We start from the raw sequence: 26,005 nt of genomic DNA on the forward strand, positions 1-26,005 counted from the left end.
ATACAAATGCGCTTTAAAAAACGGAGCATGCCCCAATAGCTATCTATACAAGTACTATTTTCCTATATCTCACCGATCCAAATTTTTATTTCCTGGAATCTGAAAAAAATAATATGTTCGCACATATGAACAAAATTCCTTTGTTAGATCATGAAAGCAAAATTCCACTGCATCAGCAGGCGGAAGACCAATTGCGCCGATTGATCAAAGAGAATTACTTTAAGGAAGGCGACTTGTTCCCGAAAGAAATGGACCTGGCCAAACGTTGGGGCATTTCCCGCAATACCCTCCGCATGGCCATTGGCTCTATGGTGAAAGATGGCTTGCTGGAGCGGAAGAAAAGGTCTGGGACCCTGGTGAAAAAGAACAAGATCAAGACCGACTTAAGCAACTGGTATAGCTTTACACATGAAATGGAAGATAAAGGCATTCCTTTCAAAACACTTCAGCACGAAGTAGGTACAGTAAAAGCTAGTCAGGAAGTAGCCAGAAGTCTTCAAATAACGCCTGGCACTACAGTAGTTTGCCTGGAGCGTATCCGCAGCACAGGCCGGAAGCCAATGGTATGTTTCGAATCCTTTTTTCATCCGCGAATAGGCCTTACGGGAAAAGAGAACTATGAACAGCCGCTGTACGAATTGCTTGACAATGAGTTTAATACAGTGCCTGTTTACTCCCAGGAGGAAATAAGGGCCATTGCTGCCAGTGAAAAAATTGCAGGGCTGCTGAAGATAGCGAAAGGCACACCGGTACTGGAAAGAAGAAGGGTAGTGCTGGACGCCGGAAAGAAACCCATCGAATTCAATATCTGCTGGTATCGGAGTGATTGCTTTACCTATAGTATAGAGATCAAGCGTCCGTAAACAGCTTTAGTGCAATAGAAGATGCTCCGCCGGAAAATAAGTACTGGCAGGAGCCGGGGATTTTTTTGCCCTTAATGATGCTGCAATAGAAGAAATATAGATTCCACAGTATGACATTATTGAATTCCACGTTATGAAATTTTTATACTGCCAATATTCACCATTACATAAATGAAAGATCAGTTTAAGATAGGCCTTGATGTTGGAGGAAGCCATATCACAGCGGCTTTGCTGGAAAATGACAGGCAGCTGTATGTGGAGCGGACATCTCTCAATAGCAATGACGCTGCATTTAAAATCTGCTCGGATATCCAGGCTGCTGTTGCATGCCTGCTGGAAAAAGAAAGTCGTGTATCCACTGTAGGGATAGCCTTTCCAGGGCCGTTCAATTATCCCAAAGGGGTAAGCACTATCAGTGGGGTAGGCAGCAAGTTTGAGAAAACCTTCGGCTTGCATATGAAGGCAGCATTGCAGGCATCATTCGATAATAAAATAGCCTTTCATTTTGCCAACGATGCACATTGCTTTGCCATAGGCTGCTACAACAGTTTGCAGCGCACATCGCCTCGCAGTATCTTCCTGACATTGGGAACAGGCTTTGGATCTGCCTTTTTTGAGCAAGACCAGTTATTGCATCATCATCCGTCTATTCCTGCTAATGCAGCATTCTATGATCAGCCATTTAAAGCCAGCATTGCAGATGATTATTTTTCTACACGTTGGTTTTTACAGGAGTATGAAATGCTTACCAGTAGTCATATTTCGTCTGTAAAGCAGTTGGTGGAGGAACATAATACAGAAGCCGTCATCATTTTTGAAAGATTTGCAGATAATTTGTCTGCATTTATTATACCATGGCTGAAAAAATTTGAATGTGCTGTATTAGTGATTGGTGGCAGTATTGCCAGGGCTAATCATCTCTTTGCCGGGCAACTTCAACAATATTTCAATGACAATAATTGTACTACGGAAATAATTTTTACAGATGATACTGAACAGATGATAATCAATGGCGCGGCCATAATGGCTGAGGATAATGGTTATCATAAATACTTTGGACAAATGGAATCAATCAACTTACAACTATCAGCAGATATTACATCTTACAGAAAAACCAACCAACCGCTTTTACCGATTAATAAAACTGCTGTTCCTGGTTATGATATGTTCCCCGCTTTTCAATTGGCGGAAGGGCAGGTGCATACAGGTTTTGACACGCTGGCAGCGTATATCCGTACACACAAAAATCTGGTCATTGATGGATATGGGGGCGTACTCTGGGAACCTTTTCGTCAGCAACTGAATGCAGCTCTCCTAAGCCAGGGAGTACGTGCTTTCTGGTATGATATTGAATCTTGTCTGAAATCTGAAGCGGCTGTAGACCTGATGGTAAATGCATCACTGAATGGAGAGGATCCTGTATTTGGAAAGAAATTCACCGGCGCCCTTGTTGATTTCTTTGACCAGGAAAAACTACATCTGCTACAACCTGACGGGAATGCAGATATCAATATCGTATATGGCAGCGGTGCCGCTCTTAGTGGATGGGATGCGCCAATCATATACCTGGATGTTCCCAAAAACGAAATCCAGTATCGTATGAGGGCTGGCAGTATTACCAATCTTGGTACTGGAGCTCGCTACCCACTAACCCAAACGTATAAACGATTTTATTTTGTAGACTGGCCGGTGCTGAATATGCATAAAGCACAGCTCTTACATAAGATGGCTGCCATTGTTGATGAACAGCGTATTCATCATATTTCCTGGATGAGCGGTGAGGATTTCAGAAATGCACTTCATGCCGTTGTAGCACAGCCATTCCGTGCCAGACCATGGTTTGAGGCTGGCATATGGGGAGGCAACTGGATGAAACAACACCTGGATGGCCTTCAACAACAAGAAGTCAACTATGCATGGTCTTTTGAATTGATAACACCCGAAAACGGGATCGTACTGGAGTCTGATAATAACCTGTTAGAGATATCATTTGATTACCTGCTGTATCAGGATAATGAAAAAGTATTGGGCAAAGCTGCAAAACGCTTTGGTACTGAGTTTCCTATCCGTTTCGATTTCCTCGATACCTTTGATGGAGGCAACCTTTCCATACAGTGTCATCCGAGAGTAGCATACATTCGTGAAAACTTCGGTGAGAATTTTACGCAGGATGAAACCTACTATATCATGGATTGCAAGCCTGATGCACAGGTCTATCTTGGTTTCACAGAGAACATTAATCCTGCGGAATTTAAACAGGCCCTGATAGCTGCACAGGAGCAAGGTAAAGCGCTTCCGGTATCAGATTATATCCAGGTGTTTGACGCTAAAAAACATGACCTGTTCCTTATTCCTAACGGTACGGTACATGCTTCGGGTAAGAACAATCTGGTGCTGGAAATAAGCAGCACACCCTACATCTTCACGTTTAAAATGTATGATTGGTTAAGACCCGGCCTCGACGGAAAGCCGCGCCCTATTAACATTGAACATGCCTTTAATAACCTTTATTTCGACCGGAAAGGCGACTATGTGCCTACGAATCTAATCTCTCACCCACAGGTCGTAACTGAATGGAATGAAGGAAGAAAGCTACAACTGCCAACGCATCCGGAGCATTTCTATACGGTAGACAGGTATGAATTTTCTGGTGATATAACTATTGCGACCAATGGGCAATGCCATATTTGTATGTTGGTGGAAGGAAGCGAAATAGAAGTTGTTGTTGATAAAAAATCTACTGTATTCCGATATGCGGAAACCTTTGTAGTACCTGCTGCGGTGACGTCTTACACTGTCCGTAATAAAGGAACAGAAAAGGCATTTCTGGTTTCTGCTTATGTAAAAGATGAATGTTGTTAACTATTCAATATAATCAGCATGAACAAACAATCTGCTATTAATACCCGATACCTGACGCTTATAACTTTAACGGCTACACTGGGAGGATTTTTATTTGGCTTTGATACTGCTGTTATTTCAGGTGCAATTCCATTTGTAAAAAGCCAGTACCATATGAACGCCCTCATGGAAGGCTGGTTTGTAAGCTCTGCTTTGCTAGGCTGTATTGCGGGCGTATTCGTCAGCGGATGGCTGGGGAATGTGCTGGGACGAAAGAAGGTGATGTTGCTATCTGCCATTTTGTTTGCAATATCTGCGGCAGGATGTACTTTCACGCCGGATGCCACATGGCTCATCATATTCAGGCTCATTGGCGGCACAGGCATTGGCGCGGCTTCTGTGATTTGTCCCATGTATATTGCTGAGCTGGCGCCGGCATCGCTCCGTGGCAAGATGGTTACTTTCTATCAGTTGGCAATCACAGTTGGTATATTGGCTGCTTATTTTTCGAACTCGCTTATTCAATCAGGTGCGGATAGCCAGGCGATATCCACAGGTTGGTTACACCTGATGTTTAATAGTGAGGTATGGAGGGGCATGTTTGCGGTGGGTATTATTCCGGCTGTTTTGTTTTTGCTGATGAGTGTTTTTATTCCTGAAAGTCCGCGGTGGCTGGCCTTGCGCGCGCAGTTTAATAAGGCGCAACGTATACTGGCAAGGATTTCCGGTAATGAAGAAGCAGATAGGGAAATGAAAGAAATAACAACTTCCTTGAATGAATCGAAGAATAACCAAGGCGCCAGGTTTAATGGCAGCCTTAAAAAGGCATTGTTCATAGGCATATTACTGGCAGCACTTTCGCAGTTCAGTGGTATCAATGCTATCATCTACTATGGGCCTTCCATTCTGGAGCATGCAGGCTTGCAACTAGGACAGGCACTGGGAGGACAGGTGACCATTGGTATTGTAAATACATTATTCACTTTTGTAGCGATTTATATTATTGACAGATATGGTCGTAAGCCTTTGCTGCTGTGGGGAATCGGCGGTGCTGTGGTATCGCTGTTAACTACTGCATTATTGTTTGCACTCAACATCGTAAACGGATGGGTGGTATTGTTACCCATCGTCATTTTTATTGCGTGTTTTGCTTTTTCATTTGGCCCGGTGACCTGGGTTATTATTAACGAGATTTTCCCTACTGCTGTAAGAAGTAATGCTATCGCGGTGTCTACCATGAGCTTGTGGATTGCCAACTGGCTGGTAGGACAGTTTTTTCCGCTATGTCTGCAATATGCAGGGGCGGCTGTCTCCTTCCTGGGATTTGCTGTATTCAGCATGTTTGCTTTCTGGATATCCTGGAAAAAGCTACCAGAAACGAGTGGTAAGACATTAGAAGAAATAAGTACATTAATGCTTTCGAAAGACTGATTTTAACAATGAAAAATAATCGATTTTAAGAGGCGCCGCTGAGGCTTCACTTAATTCGAGGCAGCCTATCTCTTTATAGAGATAGGCTTTCGTTTCTTTGGGGGAGCACCTGGCTGCTGCCGCAATATTCAAGAATTTTTCCCTTATGAATACCCCGTGAAATTTTATCTTTGACCGCTGAAAATACCGACGCACCAGCGTAATAAGCATCTGGTTATAATAAAATCTATTCCATCTGACTGTAAAATTTATGAAGAAACATCTCTTGCCGTTAATGCTGCTTTTTGCAACTTTTCATTCGTATGCCCAGGAAAAAGTAAGCTTCTCTGATGCTTTCAAAAAGGAAAACCAGGGAAAATACAAAATTGATATCCATGAAGTAAAGGAGTTAATCCATATTATGATTGCCATTACTCCTTCTGGCATCGAGAATGATGATATGATCCAGCAACAAGGCGACTATTATAAGGATGTTCTTGCCTATTTCAAACCATTTGCCAATGAGCCGATCATTAAAACCTTTGATTCTTTGATGGCAGTTACGCCTATCAATTATATTTTTCTAACGGGAAATGCTTTCGCTTATAATTTTAAAAAGGATAAACTGGAGAAAAGTAAAGTATATCTCTTTCCTGCAGCAAGTCTTGCGAAAATGACGATCAAAGAAAATCCTATCACCACTTACAAAACGCAGATAGAGGCTTTTGCCAAAAAATCAAACTTCAGGAAGTTTTATAACAGCCATAAAACATATTACGCGAGCATTGTAAATGATTATGAAAAAAATGCCAACCTTGGCAATCAGTGGAAATGGCTGGAAAAAAATTTTAAGAATAGTATCAATAACTATATTGTATTCTGCTCCCCTTTAATTAATGGGTTAAACTACACGGGCGATTTTAAGAATAATAATTTCCAACAAATTTTCATGGTGCTGCCGCCTGTGGATAAGCTCCCTGATCTTACCGAAAAACAAAATGCCATTTACAATACCAGGATAATGTTTACAGAGATAGACCACAACTATGTTGGGCTTCCATCTGATAACAATAAAGAAAGCATTAATCAACTTTTCAAAGACAGGAATTTTTGGGTGAACGAAAAAGTATATGGGATATCGGCTTATCCTAATCCCATTAAGGTTTTCGACGAGTATATGACCTATGGTGTTTTTCTGCTGTATATAAAAGAACATTATGATGATGCTGCTTTCACTGCAACCACTGCGGAATTATGCCAGCTGATGACAGGCAGAGGTTTCCCTCAGATGAAACTTTTTACTGATAATCTGCTGAAAGTTCGTGCAGAGAATCCTGATAAGAAAATAGATGATATCTATCCTGCCTTTTTAAAACTATTTGAAAAACAATAGAAAGAGCTTATAAGAAGCGAGGGACTTGATGAAGGATTCCTGGATCTTAGAGCATGCTCAGTAAACGACTTGAGTCTGGTTTTTTATCAGGTTCAAGTCGTTTGCTTTTGTGCCCTTTGGCAGAAATGACAAAACGAAAAAAGGAAGTTTAATTTATTGTAAAATCTAAAGCTGAATGAATTGATATTCTTGATAGAAAAAACTACCCATTAACCATTACTTTCAATTTATATGATACCTCATAAATGTGCTTCGTTGGTACCCCGCTATACGGCTGGTTTTTGCAGTCCTTTTGTCTTGATTTCCTTGCTGTTAGGCTGTTTTTATACGAGATGAATTCTCTGTGAAATCTGCCTCCGCAAATCCAATTTTTTTTGTTCAGTTGTTAATTTTATTTACCTTCATGCCGCAATTTTTAGTCGCAGACTAGAAGTTTGTTAGTGCCAATTTTGAAATCCTTTTAAATCACTATTTATTTTGCGAAGCCTTGTTGTAAAACCCTGGGCTTATGAGAAACTTTACAATTTTAACATGATTTTTTAACAATAACCTGTTGTTAGTTGAGGTAAGAAATTATGTGTGTTTTAGCAGTAGAAATATCAGGTTAACCAGCATTCCCTGTATTGCAGTAGCAATCAGCGGATTTTTATATAATGATTTTATGATATCATACACCAGATACATGCAGGAGTGGAATGCAGTTCCATGCCTATTTGTTAACTGTTGCATGATGAATTAACAAGAAAATATTTTCCCATTATAAAATACCCTACTGACATGAACTCAAAATTACTATCCAGGTCTTGTTTTTTATACCCGTTCATTTAAGGGTTACTGCAGTACAACGATTACCCATCAATAGCTATACTCATTGACAATGTAATACGATTTACCTGCACAAACTTGTTGATACTTTTAACCTATTACTAACTGCTGTAGCCAGTTGGACAAGATTGTCATTGTTTGTTGTAACAGAAAATGACAGCGAGATCAGGAACACACCCTGATCTATTATTTCATTATTTAATGCCGTTAAGCCATGCCACTTCATGCAACGCCCATTCATCCTGCTCAGCGGGATATCCTCATGGATTTGTTAATCAACGCCAACAACTCGACCTATAATGTTGGAGGCGTAACCCGAATCACCGGCCCCCTCGATGGAGAAAAATTTATTGCCGCCGCAGAAACGCTGCCAGCGGTATTTGATGTATTCCGTATGCGGTTCGACGTTAGCGACGCAGCACCACATGCCTACCTGGACGATGCCTTCACCCTGCAGGAAGTGATTTGTATTGACTTTACCGACGCTGAACCTGCCGCCATCGATAAGTGGCTTAGGGATCGCCTGGAAGTGCCTTTCCTCCTGAATAAAGACACCGCACTCAGCGAACAATACCTCCTCACCATTGCCCCAAATGAACATCTGTATTTCTGTAAATATCATCACCTGATTATTGATGGATATGGATTTGCAGCCACCTATCAGTATGTGGCACGCAAATATCAATCCCTGGTGCAAGGTGCTAACCTGGAGTGGTCGCCCGCTTCGTACATAGCCGCTGCCGCTGAGGCCATCGCCTATCAAGAGTCGCCAGCCTATCAGCAAGATGCTGCCTATTGGGAAAAGATGATCGATAAAAAGCCAGCCCAATTGCTGGAGCGTAGGTATCAGCGTGCAGATGCCAATCCTCGCCAGTGCCAGGCATTCATTATAGATTTTACTGCGGCGGAAAAAGCAGCGCTGGAAAGGCTGCAAGAAGCTACCAAGGCCAATTTACTACGCCTTACACTGGCGGCGCTTACCATCTACTTCGCAAAAACCACTGAACATAACACCTTTGTATTCGGCACGCCGGTACATCGCAGAAAAGATAAAAAACTACTGCAAATAGCAGGAATGTTCTCTGGTATCACGCCATTCCTGGGAACTTATCAGCAAGAAGATACGGTAACTGCTTTGCTGGAGCAGATTGCAACCACCAGAAAAAATGATAACCTCCATCAGCAATATCAGATAGCTGATCTGAGCCGCTCCCTGAAACTCAATGGCACCACAGATCAACTGGTAGATATTCTTGTTAACCACGCCAATCTCAATCTGAACCTGGACTTCGGTGCTGCCATCAGTAGCAGCACCCACGAACTTACCAGTGAGATCACCCGATACCCTTTGGAGCTGCTTTGGCGCGACTATGGCAATGGTCAGCCACTACAACTGAAAGCGGATTATTATCCTGCCTTTTTCACGGAAACGGATATACGCTTATTGGTAAAACGCTTATTGCATATCATTCAGCAATTCAATAATGGTTCACAGCTAAAGATAGCCGATATCAGCGTCATCCCTGATGAAGAAGAAACGCTGCTGGCAAGCTTTAACAACAATCATATCGATGTAGCGCCTTATCCTTCTATCCATGCAATGATCGAAGAGCAGGTGCGCATTCAGCCAACAGCTAAAGCATTGGTGTTTGAAAACCAAACACTCACTTACCAGCAGCTGGATCAAAAGGCCAACCAGCTGGCGCATTACCTGCGTGAAAGGGGGGTACGTGAAAATACATTTGTTCCGGTATGCATGGAGCGCTCCGCTGAGATGATCATTGGCATCCTCGCCGTGCTGAAAGCTGGCGCCGCCTATGTTCCGGTAGATCCGGCCTATCCACAACACCGCATCACCTTCATGCTGCAGGATACCCAGGCGGCAATAGTGCTCAGCAATGTGGCTGGTAGTCTGCCGCTGCAGCAATACACCACCGCTGAAATTATTGACGTCCGCCTACTGGAAGATGTGCTGCTGCAATATCCTGTAACTCCCGTGAAAACGGACTTACAGTCGCAGCACATGGCCTATGTAATCTATACTTCTGGCTCTACAGGCAACCCAAAAGGCGTTACCATCGCGCATCAAAACCTGGTGGCCTCCACACAGGCAAGAATAGCCTATTACGGCAGCACCGGTACTGCATTACTGGTACCGTCTTTCTCTTTCGACTCCTCCGTAGCAGTCATCTTCGGAACATTGTGCAGCGGCGGAAAACTGATCGTATGCAGAGAAGAAACATTGAAAGATGCGGACACCGTAAAGCAATTACTCAGACGTACGGATATGATCCTTTGTGTGCCTTCGTATTACCGTTTTTTGCTGGAAGAAGACCTCTTAAAGGAGGCGGCTTTATCTACGGTAATCCTTGCAGGGGAAGCGTTGGAAGTATCCTTGGCACAGCGCCACTTCAGAGAAGTAAAGCAGGCTGCGCTATATAACGAATACGGACCTACGGAGTGTACTGTATGGTCGTCTGTGGCACAAATTCAACCGGAAGACAAACTAATTACCATCGGTAAGCCGGTAGCGAATCTCCAGGTACATATACTGGATGCGCAGCAAAACCCGCTGCCATTGGGCGTAACAGGTGAGCTGTATGTAAGAGGTCCCCAGGTGGCCAATGGTTACCTGCATCTCCCGGCAATGACGGCAGAAAAATTTATTACCGACACCACTGGCAAACGCCTCTATAAAACCGGCGACACCGGTCGCTGGCTCCCGGATGGCAACATCGAATATCTCGGCCGTATAGACGATCAGGTAAAGATACGTGGCTACCGTATAGAACTAGGGGAAATCAGTCATGCTCTGCAGGAATGCCCAGGCGTTAAACACGCAGTGGTAGTAGCATGGGCAGATGAAAGAAATAATAAGCGCCTGGTAGGTTATGTTACCACAGACGCGGAGTATAATAAACTAGCTGTTCTTGACCGTTTGAAGGCGCAACTGCCTGAATATATGGTGCCTTCCATACTCGTGGAACTGGCACAGCTGCCCTTGTCTGTCAATGGTAAAGTAGATAAAAAAGCACTGCCAGCACCTGATGCTGCCGACCTTCAGCAGGAAGCTTATGTAGCGCCGCGCAATGAAGCAGAACAGCAGTTGGCTGCTATCTGGCAGGAGCTGCTGGGACTGCAACGTATAGGCATACACGATAATTTCATTGAACTGGGCGGCGACTCCATCGTATCCATGCAAGTGGTGAGCCGTGCCAGAAGAGTAGGATATGAACTGAAGGCCAAAGATCTCTTCAAGTATCAGACAGTGGCTGCACTGGCAGAACAGCTCTTGCTGAAAACTGCAGTAAGCATCACTGGTGAACAAGGATTGCTGACAGGTAACAGCGGCCTTTTGCCCATTCAACATTGGTACTTCGAAGAAGAAGGCAGCAGCCAGCCTGCACTGTTTACACAACAATTGTTGCTGGAAATAGATAAGCATCTGTCCCCGGCTTTGCTGGAAAACGCACTCGGCAAGCTTGTACAATACCATGATGCACTTCGTTTCTCCTATCACCAAGTAGAAAATGTATGGCAACAAACATATGGTACTATGGAACCAACCCTGCATGTCAGGGATATGCGGCGCAAACAGAAAAACTGGCAGCAGCAGATTGGCATTTATGTAGAAGAAAGTCTGGCCCGCCTGAATATTCGTGATGGTAATGTGCTGCAGGCTACGCTCATACAAACGCCTTCTGCTGAAATCAACAACAGGTTGTTGCTCGTTGTTCATCACCTGGTTGTAGACGGCGTTTCCTGGCGTATACTGCTGGAAGATCTCAATCGCTTGCTGGAACAGCCAGCGGCTCCTGCAGACGCTGTATTGGGCGCTAAAGGCAGCTCCGTGCGGCAATGGCACGATGCCCTGGCTGATTACGCACAAAAAAGCCACCACCCGCAACAGTTACGCTATTGGGAAACGGTAGTGGCTAAACGTAGCACTTTACCAATTGATCTTCAATATATCGGGAAAATAACGGTATCGGATATACGCAAAGAAACGGTACGCCTGGATGCAACGGCTACCCGCCGTCTGCTGCAGGAGGTACCAGCTGCATACCGCACAGAGATCAACGATATCTTGTTGTCTGCCCTGGCACTTACCCTTACAAGCTGGAATAAAGGCACAGGCGTGCTTGTAGGCCTGGAAGGACACGGTAGGGAAGATATCGCCGCTGACATCGCAGTAAACCGCACCATCGGCTGGTTTACCAGCCAGTATCCAGTATGGCTCGAAGCTCCTACGGGAGATAATACCGGCCGATTGATCAGAGATATAAAAGAACAACTACGCCAGGTCCCTGATAAAGGTATCGGATATGGCGTCAGCAAATATATTGGCAGACATGCAGCCTTGCAAGGAGCCGTACCTTGGGAAATAGGCTTTAACTATCTGGGACAAGGTGATAACCTGCCTGCAAGCCAGGGCGCCATTAAAACCTCACTGTCTTCACTGGATGCCGGCGGGTCGCCGCTGCGCTTCGTTCCTGAGAAACTGGCTGTCAACAGCATGATTCATGACGGACAACTCGTCATCGACTGGAGCTACAGCCAGCTACACTTCTACGCGGCCACTATTGCCAGCATCGCGGCAGACTATCGCCGGCAGCTGGAAGCAATCATCTCACACTGTGCTGACCGCAGTCACCAAGCATCCATCACGTCTCCTTCAGACTATGGACTAGGCGCAGTAATGACCAACGATGAACTGGACCAATTCCTCGATGGCACAGAAAATGGTAACTCCAGAAGATCTCAGGTAGCAGGACTTTATAAGCTCACAGGATTACAGGAGGGAATGCTGTTCCATGGCCTGTTTGATGAAAAAGGTGGCGCTTACATAGAACAGTCGGGCTGTGAATTCGCTAATCTCGATGTTGCCGCATTCCAAAAAAGCTGGGAACACCTGATACAAAATCATACGATATTCCGGACTGCCTTCTACGCAAAGATTTGCAGTATTCCGGTGCAATGTGTATATCATAATGCGGTATTGCCTTTTACCGTGCTGGACTACCGTCATATGACGGAGAATGAACAGCAGGAAGCGTTGAAAGCATGGATGATAGCAGACCGCGAACAGGGGCTGGACTTTGAGAACGTGCCTTTGATGCGTATTACGCTGTTCCGCCTGCAAGATGATAAATATCGCATGCAATGGACCTACCACCACCTGGTGATGGATGGCTGGTCATTGCCGGTATTACTCGGTGAACTGGTGGAAACCTACGAGGCTATTGTAACCAATAACACAGTGCCAGCGCTGAAAGTAGACGAATTCGGTGACTACATCCATTTCCTCGCAGACAGAGATTTATTGGCTGAAGAAGCTTACTGGCACGGCTATCTGAAAGAGGCCACCGAAGGTTGTTTATTACCGTTTGTGGCTGCCTCAGCTTCCCGTACAAAAGGAGAAGGGCGCATCAAAGAAACGCTACTGCAGCTGGATGCCGCTACACGTCAGCAATTGGAGAAATTTACCCACCAACAACATATCACCCTCAACACCCTGGTACAAGGCGTGTGGGCGTACCTGTTATCCCGTTATACCGGGAAACCCGCCGCTATGTTTGGTGTAACCGTTGCCGGCAGACCTGATGAAATGAATGGTGTTGATAAAAAAATTGGATTATATATCAACACGCTTCCGTTGTTCGCCACATTGGCAAATGAGCAATCCATCACTGGGTGGCTGCAGGATATCCAGGCTACGCAGCTGCAAAGCCGTGAACACCAATATGCAGCATTGAATGATATCCAGCGCTGGACAGGCATCCGCGAAGAATTGTTTGACAGCCTGCTGGTATTTGAAAACTACCCGGAAAACCCTGTGCTGCAATCTCCTCAATGGAAACTGCAAATGCATAACCTCCAGGTACAGGAACATCCTAACTATCCACTGACGATACGCGTGATGATGTCGAAAGGACTGGAAATAGGCCTGTTGTATAATGAGGTGGTGCTTGATGCTGCCACTATCCAAATGATAGCCGCGCATTTTGAGCAGGTATTAATGCAAATAGCCACGCAGCCTGTAAAAACACTTGCAGACATTCAACTGCTGACAGCTGCCGAAAAAACACAGCTGTTACAGACGTTTAACCAGACTGCAATACCATACCCTGCGGATAAGAGCATCACTGCGTTGTTTGAAGCGCAGGTGAAGCTATCACCAGATGCAATTGCTGTGGTATATGATAGAACTTCGTTTACTTATAAAACACTGGACGAAGCAGCTAATCGCCTTGCGCACCAGTTACGCAGTAAAGGATTAAATGCGGGGGCCTATGTGCCAGTATGCATGAAACGCTCTGCTAATCTGATGGTAGCCTTGCTGGGTATTCTGAAAACCGGCGCCGCTTACGTTCCGGTAAATCCTGACTATCCTGCGGAAAGAATATTGCAGATTATGGATGATTGTGATAGTTCGCTGGTATTAAGTGAAATGAGTTGGAAGGATACCTTACAAGTTGTTGATAAAGAAATAATTTATTTAGATGATAATCATGACTTGTTGCAATTCCCGGTGGATGTTGTTGTAGAACAGTCAACACCGGCAACAGTGGCCTATGTTATGTATACTTCCGGTTCCACCGGAAAACCTAAAGGTGTTGCGGTTACACATAAAAATGTGGTGAGTCTTGCAAAATCGCAGGAATACATCACCATGACGAATGAGGATGTGATCCTTTCTGCCGGCTCTCTTTCCTTTGATGCTACCACCTTTGAATATTGGGGCGCACTGTTGAATGGCAGCTGCGTCGTGTTAAGCACAGAAAGCAGTTTACTGGATATTGAATTGTTAAAGCAAGACCTTATACAACATAGGGTTACGAAAATGTTCTTTACTACCAGCTGGTTCAATCAGTTGATAGATATGGATATCAGCGTATTTGCCGGATTAAAGGATGTGCTGACAGGAGGAGAGAAGATGTCCGAAAAGCATGCTGATAAATTCAGAAGTACTTATCCGCACATAGCACTGTCTAACATATACGGCCCTACGGAGAATACAACTTTCTCCCTTTATTACCGCATCCATGAAGCGACTGTCAGTGGCAATGTACCTATTGGCCGCCCATTGAAAAACAGAACTGCGTATATCCTTGATAGTGCGGGACATCCTGTTCCGGTGGGTGTTACTGGAGAATTATATGTAGGGGGAGATGGCGTGGCTAAAGGATATCTGGATCCTGAACTGACCGCTGCCAAATTTATAGCAGATCCTTTTTCTGATGATCCTTCCGCAAGGCTTTACCGTACGGGTGACCTCGCCCGCTGGATGGCTGATGGCAACATCGTTTACATGGGCCGCATTGATGAACAGGTGAAAATCCGTGGCTTCCGTATTGAACCAGGAGAAACAGAAAGAGTGCTGGAAGCTTGTCCTGGCGTTAGACAAGCCGTGGTAACTGTTTGGACAGATAAGCAGCAAAACCGCTACCTGACAGGTTATGTGGTAACAGAAAATACTTTTGATAGAGAAGCTATACAGGCTTATCTCAAAGATAGATTACCGGATTATATGGTTCCTTCTTTCCTGATAGCCCTGGAAACACTACCATTGACGCCAAACGGAAAAGTGAATAAAAAAGCACTGCCTGCGCCAGACGATACTGCGCTCTCTGATGCTGCGTATATGGCTCCCCGTAATGAACAGGAAAGCCTGCTGGCAAGCATCTGGCAACAGTTGCTATCCAGAGAACGTGTAGGTATACACGATCATTTCTTTGAATCCGGAGGACACTCTTTGCTGGCGATGCGTCTGCAATCTGCCATCAGAAAACAATTACGGGCAGAAGTACCAGTAAAAGCGATCTTCAATTATCCTACCATCGCTAGCCTGGCTGCCTTTATCACGCAACAGACCGGCCCCGTGCTGCAAGGGATTACTGCCCAGGCATATACCAGTCCGCAGCCGTTATCCTTTGCACAGGAAAGGCTTTGGTTTATAGATCGCCTGACAGGTAGTATACAATATCATATACCGGTGGTGTTCCGTCTCACAGGCGTCATCAACAAACAAGCACTGGAACTGGCCATCCGTGAAATGGTTAACCGTCATGCAGTATTACGTACTGTCATTACCGTTATAGATGAGTTGCCACATCAGCAGGTAATGGAGAAAGATGGATGGCAGCTGGAAACCATCACCAGACACGATCTCTGCGAGGATACTGCTGCTTTGCATGATTATGTGAAAACGCTGATTGATGCGCCGTTTAATCTGTCTGTTGACCATGTGTTACGTGGGCAACTGATCGGATTGTCGGCAACATCTCATATCCTTGCGCTTACGCTGCATCACATCGCAGGTGATGGTTGGTCTGTGAGCATCTTCATAAAAGAATTAATGGAGATGTATACCGCATTTAATCAACAACAACTGCCTGTACTATCTCCATTGGATATCCAGTATACAGACTATTCCCGCTGGCAGCGTTCGTATATGTCAGCCACGGTGCTGGAACAGCAACAATCTTATTGGAACCGCCAACTGGCGGATGTTACCACGTTACAGTTACCACTGGATTTCACCCGTCCGGCAGTATTCTCCAATCGTGGTGCTATCATTCCGTTCCATATAGACGATACACTGCAACAGCAGTTAAATGCATTGTCGCAGCAGGAAGGCACTACTTTGTTCATGACGTTACTGGCGGCATTTAATGTGTTGCTATACCGTTACAGCGGCCAGGAAGACATTACCGTTGGTAGTCCTGTTTCCGGCCGTACGCGCCAGGAAACGGAAAGCCTGATTGGCTGCTTCGTGAATACCCTGGCATTACGTACGCAACTGCACGATAATCCAACTTTTGCAGGCTTGCTACAACAGGTAAAAAATACTACGTTGGATGCCTATGAGCACCAGGATATTCCTTTTGAAAAAGTAGTAGAAGCTGTTGTTAAAGAGCGTGATCTCAGCTATAGTCCATTGTTCCAGGTAATATTTACTTTGCAGAACATGCCGGTGGCTACCAATCTCGCTTTGGGCGCCGCAAATTTACAACCTGAAAAAATCGCATATACTACTGCTCAGGTAGACCTGAACTTCACGTTAGAAGAAACTGCTACAGGGCTTTCAGGAAGCGTAGAATATTGTACAGACCTGTTCCGCGAGGACACCATCCTGCGGATGATTACTCACTTCAAACAACTGCTGACGGCAATCGTTAACAGTCCTGCTATGGAGGTCGGTTTCTTGCCGATGCTACTGGCGGTGGAAGAAACACAACTGCTGGAAACCTTTAACGATACGGCTATCAGCTATCCTGCGGAGAAAGGTATTACCGAGCTTTTCGCAGCACAGGTAGCCCTGATGCCAGACGCCATCGCTGTAGTATTTGATGGTAAGGAAATCAGCTATGCTGAATTGGATACTGCTGCTTCGCAATTAGCGCAATACCTCGTGGCCGCAGGCGTAACGGCAGGTATGCGTGTTCCGCTTTGCATGGAAAGATCAGAGAAGCTGATCATAGCCACGCTGGCGATATTAAAGGCCGGCGGTGCTTATGTACCAGTAGATCCACATTATCCTGTGGAACGCATCAGCTATATGTTATCCGAAAGCAACAGTACACTGTTGCTTACTACTGCCAGCCATATTGCAACGCTGCAACAGACTGGTACTACCATGAAGTGTATCGCCCTTGATCAGCTGGAACAGCTGACTACTGCTGAGAGCATGCCATTGCCGGTGTCACTTCCACAAGACCTGGCCTATGTAATTTATACTTCTGGTTCTACCGGCACGCCTAAAGGCGTTATGGTAAGCCATCAAAATGTGGTGAGCCTCGTGAAAGGAGTGGACTATGTTTCTTTCAGTGCAAACGATCGCTTGTTATCTACCGGCGCACCTTCCTTCGATGCGGCTACCTTTGAATATTGGGGTATGCTGCTCAATGGAGGTCAACTCATTCTTTGTCCTGAACAACAGTTGTTGGATAATGAAGTGTTGAAACGGGAAATCCGCACGCACCAGGTGAATATGATGTGGTTTACTGCCAGTTGGTTTAATCAGCTGATAGATACAGACAGCAGTATTTTTGAAACCTTGTCCGTAGTATTGGCAGGTGGAGAGAAATTATCAGAAGAACATATCAGTAAATTAAAACAGCAATATCCTGCACTGCGTATTATTAACGCTTATGGCCCTACGGAGAATACTACTTTCTCGGTCACCTACGAAGTGGAAGCTGGCGCCGTGAAAGTGCCGGTGCCTATAGGTCGCCCGCTGAGCAACCGTAAGGTATATATTTTGGATAGCCGCCGTCAGCTGGTGCCAGTAGGCGTTACCGGCGAAATATATGTAGGTGGCGCTGGCCTTTCCCTGGGCTACCTCAATTTACCTGAACTGACAGCAGAACGTTTTATCTCCCATCAGTTCAATAATAACAGGTCCGAAAAATTATATAAAACCGGCGATCTGGGCTGTTGGCAAGCCGATGGAAATGTGCTTTGCCTGGGCCGTACAGACGATCAGGTGAAAATACGTGGTTATCGTATCGAACCTGGAGAAACAGAAAGAGTACTGCAACAGTGCGAATGGGTAGAACAAGCCGTAGTAATGGCGCGTACAAATGAGCTGGGTAGTAAATACCTTGCTGCTTATATAGTACCGGCAGGTAGTTTTGAGAAAGAAAAAATACAAGCTTATCTCAAACAGCTGCTACCAGATTATATGGTTCCAGCAGTGCTGATGCCACTGGAAAAGCTTCCACTGACAAGCAATGGTAAGGTTAATAAACGCGCGTTACCAGAGCCGGACCATTCTCTGATGCCGGCAGCAGCGTATATGCCTCCACGTAATGCTACGGAACTGGTGCTGACAGGCATCTGGCAGCAATTGCTGAAAGTGTCACGGGTAGGGATATACGATAATTTCTTTGAACTGGGTGGGCACTCTCTTTTGGTTACCCGCGTGGTATCTGCAATACGCCGCGAACTGGAAGTGGAGATCCCGATACGTGATCTCTTCAGCTATCCAACTGTAGCTGATCTGGCAGCGCATATCCGCCGCCAGCAGCCAGGAACGGTGCTGCCGGCAGTTACTGTTTATCCAAGAGAAGGCAAGCTGCCACTTTCTTCAGCACAGCAAAGATTATGGTTTATAGACCGTATGGAAGGCAGTGTAGCCTATCATATGCCACTGGTATTGAAACTGGATGGTGACCTGGACGTACATGCACTGCAAAGCGCATTGAAAACAATAGTAGACAGGCATGAAGCATTACGCACCGTATTCCTGGAAGAAGATGGAGAGGTAAGCCAGCATATCCTGTCAGCAGATGGATGGCGTATACACGTAATAGACAGGACCATGGAGCCCAACAGGAACAAAATCCTGGAAGAAATCACAGACTGTTATAACCAGCCGTTTAATCTCTCTACAGATTATATGCTGCGGGTACACCTGGTGGAACTGGCTCCCCGTGAGTATTTCCTGGTTATAGTACAACACCATATCGCCTCTGATGGATGGTCGGTGTCGATACTGCTCAAAGAGTTAATATCGATCTATGATGCGGAACATAAGCAAACGCCGCATAAGCTGGAACCGTTGCAGGTGCAGTATGCGGACTATGCATTGTGGCACAGGCATCACCTGGAAGGCACGCTGCTTAATCAGCAACTGGCTTACTGGAGAGAGAAACTGGACGATGTCACTACGTTGCAACTGCCAACAGATTTCCCACGTCCTGCTGCACAAAGCACCCGCGGAAATACGCTGTATTATGAAGTAGACGGCACCCTCACCGCTGGACTGAATCAACTGTCCAGACAACAGGGGACTACGCTGTTTATGACCATGCTGGCGGCTTTCAAAGTCTTGTTATACCGCTACAGCGGACAAGAGGATATTTGTGTGGGTAGCCCTATTGCTAACCGTACCCAGCAAACCATAGAGCCTTTGATCGGCTTCTTTGTGAATACTATTGCGCTGCGTAGCAACATGGCTGGTAACCCGGACTTCTTGTCTTTACTCAAACAGGTAAAAGCAACGCTGCTAGAGGCATATCAATATCAGGATGCCCCATTTGAAAAAATTGTGGAAGCTGTGGTAAGTGATCGAGATATGAGCCGCACACCATTGTTCCAGGTGATGTTTATCCTGCAAAACCTGCCGGAAATTCCAGACTTACAATTAGAAGATGTACAGGTAACTATTCAGCCGGTGCCTAACACCACTGCCAAATTCGATCTGACAGTGGATGTTACAACCACCGCTACCGGCTTACGTTTCCGCGTAGAGTATTGCAGTGATCTGTATGAGGAGGCCACGATCGCGAGGATGATAGAACATTATCTTATGCTGTTGAAAGCCGTTGTGGAAGCACCTTCTACACAGATAGGAGCATTGCCGATGCTCACGGCCGCAGAAGAAAAACAATTATTGCTGACATTCAACGATACGGCAAGAATATATCCTACCGATAAAGCAGTGATAGACCTGTTTGAAGCCCAGGTAAGATTAACGCCGGATGCTGTAGCCGTTGTTTTCGGAGATGAACAATATACCTACCGTCAGCTGAATGAAAAAGCGAATCAACTGGCGCATTACCTGCAGGAAAGAGGTGTGGTAGAAAACACGCTGATACCTGTTTGCATGTCGCGCTCCCTTGGAATGATTACTGCCATTGTTGGTATTCTGAAGGCCGGCGCCACTTATGTACCAGTAGATCCTGCATATCCGGAGGTGCGTATCCGTTATATTCTCTCCGATACAAACTTTAGTTTGATGATCACAGATGAACGTAGTCAGGGTCTCTTGCCTGGAGATATTGCAGCAGCGCGCATCATCAACCTGAAGGACGATCTTTTGTCGGGCCAGCCGGTTGCGAATATCAGCCGTTATACATCTCCTGACAAACTAACTTATCTCATCTATACGAGCGGTTCTACCGGACAACCAAAAGGCGTGGAAATGCCGGATAAAGCGCTGTTTAACCTGCTTTGCTGGCAACAACAAGAGATTGATACCCGCATGCCTAAACGAATATTACAATTTGCAAGTATCAATTTCGATGTGAGCTTCCAGGAGATATTCTTTACACTCAGCTTTGGTGGGAGTCTGCACCTCGTAGATGAACAACGCAGGAAAGACATGGCCATCCTCATGGAGCAGATCAATACTGAAAAGATCAATTGCCTGTTCCTGCCATATGTAGTACTGAAAAATCTCGTAGAATACGCACAGGAAAGCGGTATCTATCCGCAATATCTGCAGGAAGTAGTTACGGCAGGAGAGCAGCTCAAACTGAGCAATGATCTTCGCTTATTCCTGGAAAAAGGAAATACACGCCTGCATAACCAATACGGCCCTACGGAGGCACACGTGGTAAGTGCCTATATGATACAGCCGCAAGATTATAACCACCGTGTATTACCGCCTATTGGTAAACCAATTGCAAATACTACTTTGTACATTTTAGATGCCAACGGAAATCCTTGTCCGGTGGGCGTTCCAGGTGAACTCTTTATCGGTGGCGTGCAAGTAGCCAAAGGCTATCTGCATCTGCCGGAGTTAACCACAGAGCGGTTTATGACCGATCCATTTGATACAAGTGGCAATGGTCGTTTATACAAAACTGGTGATATCTGCTGTTGGTTGCCTGATGGTAATATCAATTACCTGTCGCGTAAAGATGACCAGGTGAAGATCCGTGGCAACCGTGTAGAGATAGGCGAAGTGGAAAGCGTACTGGGTCAATGTGAGCTGGTGGCACAATGTGTGGTACTGGTGAAAAATGACCAATACGGTAATAAACGATTGGTGGCTTATGTGGTACCGCAACATCATTTCGGAAAAGAAGAGCTGCGCACCTGGATGCAGTCCAGACTGCCAGAGTATATGGTGCCATCTCTCTTCATCACTTTACCGGAACTGCCATTGACAAATAATGGTAAAATCAATAAACGCGCATTACCTGAAGCAGACCTCAGCGCACTGGGAGGTACTACGTATGTAGCGCCTCGCAACCTGACAGAGCAACAGCTGGCAGCTATCTGGAGTACTTTATTACAAATAGAAAAAGTAGGTGTTCACGATAATTTCTTTGAACTGGGAGGCCACTCACTGCTGGCTATGCGCCTGCAATCTGCCCTGCGTAAGCATATGGAGGTTGAAGTAGCGGTAAAATCCATCTTCGCGAATCCTACCATTGCACGTCTGGCAGCGTTTATCCGTCAGAATGGTAAGGGTTGGCTGCTGCCGGCAGTAACGCCACAACAAAGGCCTGAACTGATCCCGCTTTCGTATAGCCAGGAACGTTTGTGGTTCATTGACCAGATGGAAGGTAGTGTACAATACCACGTGCCAGTAGTATTGCGCATGGAGGGTACGCTGGATAAAGCAGCGCTGGCAAATGCCTACCACGACCTGGTAGCACGCCACGAAGTATTAAGGTCTGTCATTACACAGCAGGATGGACATTCAGGCCAACAGGTATTGTCGGCACAACAATGGCAGCTGCAACATATTGATTTATGTGGCAATCAACCTGCTATTGCAGACTATAGAACGCTGGTGCATTCCTTGATAAGAAAGCCTTTTGATCTCACCAAAGAATATATGTTACGCGTGCACCTGATCGCATTGGATGCCACCACGCATATCCTGGTGATGAACATGCATCATATTGCTTCTGATGGCTGGTCTATCAGCATTCTGTTCAAAGAACTGATCGCGCTGTATAATGGCTATACAACCGGTGAAAAAGTGAAGTTGCCTGCACTGGAAATACAATATGCTGACTATGCTATCTGGCAAAGGAAATATATGTCGGATGAGGTATTGGCAACACAGCTATTATATTGGAAAGAAAACCTGCAAAGCATACCCGCCCTGCAGCTGCCAACAGATAAAAGCAGGCCTGCCGTAAAAGGTAAAAAAGGTGCTGTAGAATACCTGCAGCTCGATCGTGCGCTAACAGACCAGCTGATGGCCTTATCGCAGCAAGAAGGTGTAACCCTCTTCATGACATTACTGGCAGCACTGAACGTTTTATTATATCGTTACAGTGGCCAGGATGATATTTGCGTGGGAAGCCCTATTTCCGGCCGTACACGCCAGGAAGTAGAAGGGCTGGCAGGTTTCTTTATCAATACACTGGCACTACGCAGTAGCCTTGCTGGTAACCCTGCATTCCTTTCCTTGCTACAGCAGGTGAAACAAACTACATTAAGCGCTTATGAATACCAGGAAGTTCCATTTGAGAAAATAGTGGACGCCGTGGTGACAGAGCGTGATATGAGCCGAAGCCCATTGTTCCAGGTAATGCTGGTATTACAGAACACCCCGGAAATTCCTCAGCTGACCTTAGGAACGGTGCAGCTAACAGAAGAACCACTGGATCATATTACGTCTGTATTTGATCTTAACTTCTGCCTGAAGGAAACAGAGGCAGGACTTTCCCTGATCATTCAATATAGTACTGACTTGTTCTATGGAGAAACGGTGAGCAGGATTGGACGACATTTTGAACAGCTGCTACGATCCATCACCCTGGCGCCTGCCACTCACATATGTGCGTTGCCGTTATTGAATGAGGAAGAAGAACAGCAGTTATTGATAGACTTCAACAGTAAGGTAGCAGCTGTGCCGCAGGAGCTGACCTTACCTGGCATGTTCTCAGCGATGGCAGCGGAAATTCCTGATGCGCCGGCATTAATGTTTAAGGATATTACCCTGACATATAAAGAGCTGGATGAACGTACCAACCAGTTAGCGCATTACCTGCGCAGTAAAGGCGTTGGAAGAGATACTCTGGTGCCGTTATGTATGGAACGCTCACCGGAGCTGATTATTAGCTTATATGCCATCATGAAGGCAGGAGGAGCGTATGTTCCGGTGGACCCTGAGTATCCGGCAGACAGGATACAATATATCCTCAGCGACACCGCTGCCAGCATTATGGTAAGTAGTCCTGCGGTAAATGATAAACTAGGCGCCGCATTGGATGGTATAGAAAAGGTAATAACTACAGATACCGCATTATTCGACGGTTATCCGGTAACAGCATTGGCTGATGCACCACTGGTGAATGATCTGGCCTATGTGATCTATACTTCCGGTTCTACCGGTAAACCGAAAGGTGTATTGATTGAACACGGAGGCGTGGTGAACCTGGTACATGATCAGCGGGAACAATTAGAAATTGAAGTAGGAACGCGGCTGCTGCAGTTTGCAACGATCGGCTTTGATGCCTCCTGCATGGAGATATTCAGTGCGCTGTCTAATGGTGGTACTTTGGTGCTACCTCGTAAAGAAGATCTGCTGTCTTCTGCCAGCTTTGCTACGTTGATCAATAAACGAAAAGTAGATGTGTTATTATTGCCACCGTCCTATTTGCACAGTATGATAGACCTGGTAGACAGAGCGAAAACCATTGTATCATGTGGCGAGCCATTAAACAGAGAGGATGGCAGGTACCTACAGGCTAAAGGTGTGCGGCTGCTTAACGGTTACGGACCTACGGAAAATAGTATCTGTACTACAATGTCTACCGACCCTATTAAAGAAGATGGGATCGTTGTTATTGGTAAGCCTGTGGTTAACGTACAGGTATATATCCAGGATGCACATGGTGGCTTATGTCCGGTAGGGGTAGCAGGGGAGATATGTGTGAGTGGGGCAGGACTGGCACGTGGTTATCTCAACCGCCCTGAACTTACTCAGGAGAAGTTTGTGATCAATCCATATGCAGGTAACGGCGAAACCCGCATGTACCGTACCGGTGATCTGGGCCGCTGGCTGCCTGATGGGAACATTGAATACATGGGCCGGATAGATGAACAGGTGAAGGTACGTGGATATCGTATTGAATTAGGAGAGATAGAAAACGTGTTGCAGGAATGCGAATTGGTAAATGATGCCGTGGTGGTCGTAAAAGGTGGTGAGCATGATAATAAACTACTAGTGGCCTATGTGATACCAGATCAGGAATTCAATAAAGATGCTATCATGGCCTATCTGAAGAGCAAGCTGCCCGACTTTATGGTGCCGCCGGTGATGATTCCGATGGAGTCGTTCCCGCTGACGCCTAATGGTAAAATTGATCGGAAAGGGTTACCATCGCCGACTTCCGCGATGCTCACCGATCATCAACAGGATGCTGGCCCGGCTAACGAGATAGAAGAACAGCTGCTGACAATCTGGAAAGAGGTACTCAACATACCACAGTTAAGCATACACGATAATTTCTTTGCTGCTGGTGGTAACTCTATTACCGCGATCCGCTTAATTGCCAAGATGAAGGTAGATTTTCAGGTATCTATTAATGACCTCTTCCAACATCCTACTATCGCTGGTATTTCTAAATATGTGATTTATGAAAAAGATCACTTTAAGAATAAATTGGCAGCGATGATGAATAGGTTTGATCCGGCACAGGTAGATCATAAAGCCCTGCAGACGCAGGCTGCGGCCATGCAGGAGCTACTGGCAGAACAGCAACGACCATACCTCGAACAGGTGAAAGCATGGCAACAGCTGGATGTTACCAGCACTATTAACTATCAGCAAATCTTACTGCTGGGAGCAACCGGCTACCTGGGTATTCATATGTTGTATGAATTGCTGCAGCGAAACAATTCACAGGTATGCGTGCTGGTGCGTGCAGAGAGTGATGACGTAGCTTTCAGTCGTTTGTCTGAAAAGTATGCCTTCTATTTTGGTACGCCATTGCCTAAAGACCATGCAAAACTGCGGGTTTATAAAGGTGATATTGCCTTACCACAATTAGGAATGGATAACGCGGTATTTGAGGCTATGATGGCAGATACAGACTGTATCCTGAATACGGCCGCTAACGTAAAACACTATGGTAGCTACAGTGAGTTTGAGGCAGTGAATACCCATTCCGTGCAGACGTTGCTGGATTACTGTAAAATGGGCAGAAAGAAAGCCATCCACCATATTTCTACTACCAGTGTTGCTGGTATGGCAGAAAAAGGCAGCAATGATTATCTGTATACAGAAGCCGATTTGTACAAGGGACAAGCAGCACCTAACTTTTATACGAAGAGCAAGCTGGAGGCAGAACGGCTGCTGGATGCGGCAAGAGCCCAGGGGATTGCGGTCAACATCTATCGTGTAGGGCACTTATCATTCCATTCTGCTACCGGTAAGTTCCAGGAGAATATCGACAACAATGCATTCTATAACCAGATCAAAGGATTTATTTCCTTCCAGGTGATGCCGGAAGAATTCAATGAGCTGGAGTTGTCTAATATTGACCAGGTAGCTGCCGCGATACTACAGATATTTGATAAGCCAGGATTGCTGAATAAAAATTATCATGTTCGTAATCCGCATCTGCTTTCTGCTGCTGAATTTGCGGCCCATCTGAATAGTTATGGATATGAAATAGAGCTAACAAATATCTATACTTATCTGGAGAAAATGTTGGATTCCTATCATACTAAAAAAGACCTGATAGACCGCTTATTCCTACAGGCAGATCTGTTTGGAGATGATAAGCAGGAAGAAGGACATTCTTATCAGGTATGTTATGAGGCTACGGATGCCATCCTGAAAAAGCTGAAATTCAAATGGACATACTTTGATGAAGAAAAAGTACATCTGATGATTAAATATGCAGAAGAAGTAGGCTTCTTTGAGCCAGTGCCAAAGAAAGTAGTATCTATGAAGAATTACTAATACCGG

The 26,005-nt window shown here is 45.5% G+C and carries 5 protein-coding genes; all 5 read left to right on the forward strand.

What is annotated here, in order from left to right; all coding sequences use genetic code 11:
* Positions 1 to 125: 125 nt before the first annotated feature.
* The 5 genes from ACE38W_RS02655 (at position 126) to ACE38W_RS02675 (ending at position 25,999) form a co-directional block, all read left to right on the forward strand.
* Entirely contained in the window at positions 126 to 863 is a 738-nt protein-coding gene (locus ACE38W_RS02655; protein WP_375828679.1) for a GntR family transcriptional regulator, read from the forward strand.
* A gap of 171 nt (positions 864 to 1,034) precedes the next feature.
* Positions 1,035 to 3,725, forward strand: a complete 2,691-nt coding sequence (locus ACE38W_RS02660; protein ID WP_375828680.1) for an ROK family protein — start codon at positions 1,035 to 1,037, stop codon at positions 3,723 to 3,725.
* Between the two features lie 18 nt (positions 3,726 to 3,743).
* Positions 3,744 to 5,135: a sugar porter family MFS transporter gene (locus ACE38W_RS02665; RefSeq protein ID WP_375828681.1), complete on the forward strand. Its 1,392-nt coding sequence runs from the start codon at positions 3,744 to 3,746 to the stop codon at positions 5,133 to 5,135.
* Between the two features lie 250 nt (positions 5,136 to 5,385).
* Positions 5,386 to 6,507, forward strand: a complete 1,122-nt coding sequence (locus tag ACE38W_RS02670) for a DUF4932 domain-containing protein (RefSeq protein ID WP_375828682.1) — start codon at positions 5,386 to 5,388, stop codon at positions 6,505 to 6,507.
* A gap of 1,039 nt (positions 6,508 to 7,546) precedes the next feature.
* On the forward strand, positions 7,547 to 25,999 hold the full coding sequence (locus tag ACE38W_RS02675; RefSeq protein ID WP_375828683.1) for a non-ribosomal peptide synthase/polyketide synthase: 18,453 nt from the start codon (positions 7,547 to 7,549) through the stop codon (positions 25,997 to 25,999).
* Positions 26,000 to 26,005 lie beyond the last annotated feature (6 nt).

Source organism: Chitinophaga sp. Hz27, assembly GCF_042263525.1.
Lineage (GTDB): Bacteria > Bacteroidota > Bacteroidia > Chitinophagales > Chitinophagaceae > Chitinophaga.

What these genes read in the sequence shown, in the direction of transcription:
- ACE38W_RS02660 (WP_375828680.1), top strand. Translation starts at nt 1,035, where the DNA reads ATGAAAGATCAGTTTAAGATAGGCCTTGATGTTGGAGGAAGCCATATC.
- ACE38W_RS02675 (WP_375828683.1), top strand. Translation starts at nt 7,547, where the DNA reads ATGCCACTTCATGCAACGCCCATTCATCCTGCTCAGCGGGATATCCTC.
- ACE38W_RS02665 (WP_375828681.1), top strand. Translation starts at nt 3,744, where the DNA reads ATGAACAAACAATCTGCTATTAATACCCGATACCTGACGCTTATAACT.
- ACE38W_RS02655 (WP_375828679.1), top strand. Translation starts at nt 126, where the DNA reads ATGAACAAAATTCCTTTGTTAGATCATGAAAGCAAAATTCCACTGCAT.
- ACE38W_RS02670 (WP_375828682.1), top strand. Translation starts at nt 5,386, where the DNA reads ATGAAGAAACATCTCTTGCCGTTAATGCTGCTTTTTGCAACTTTTCAT.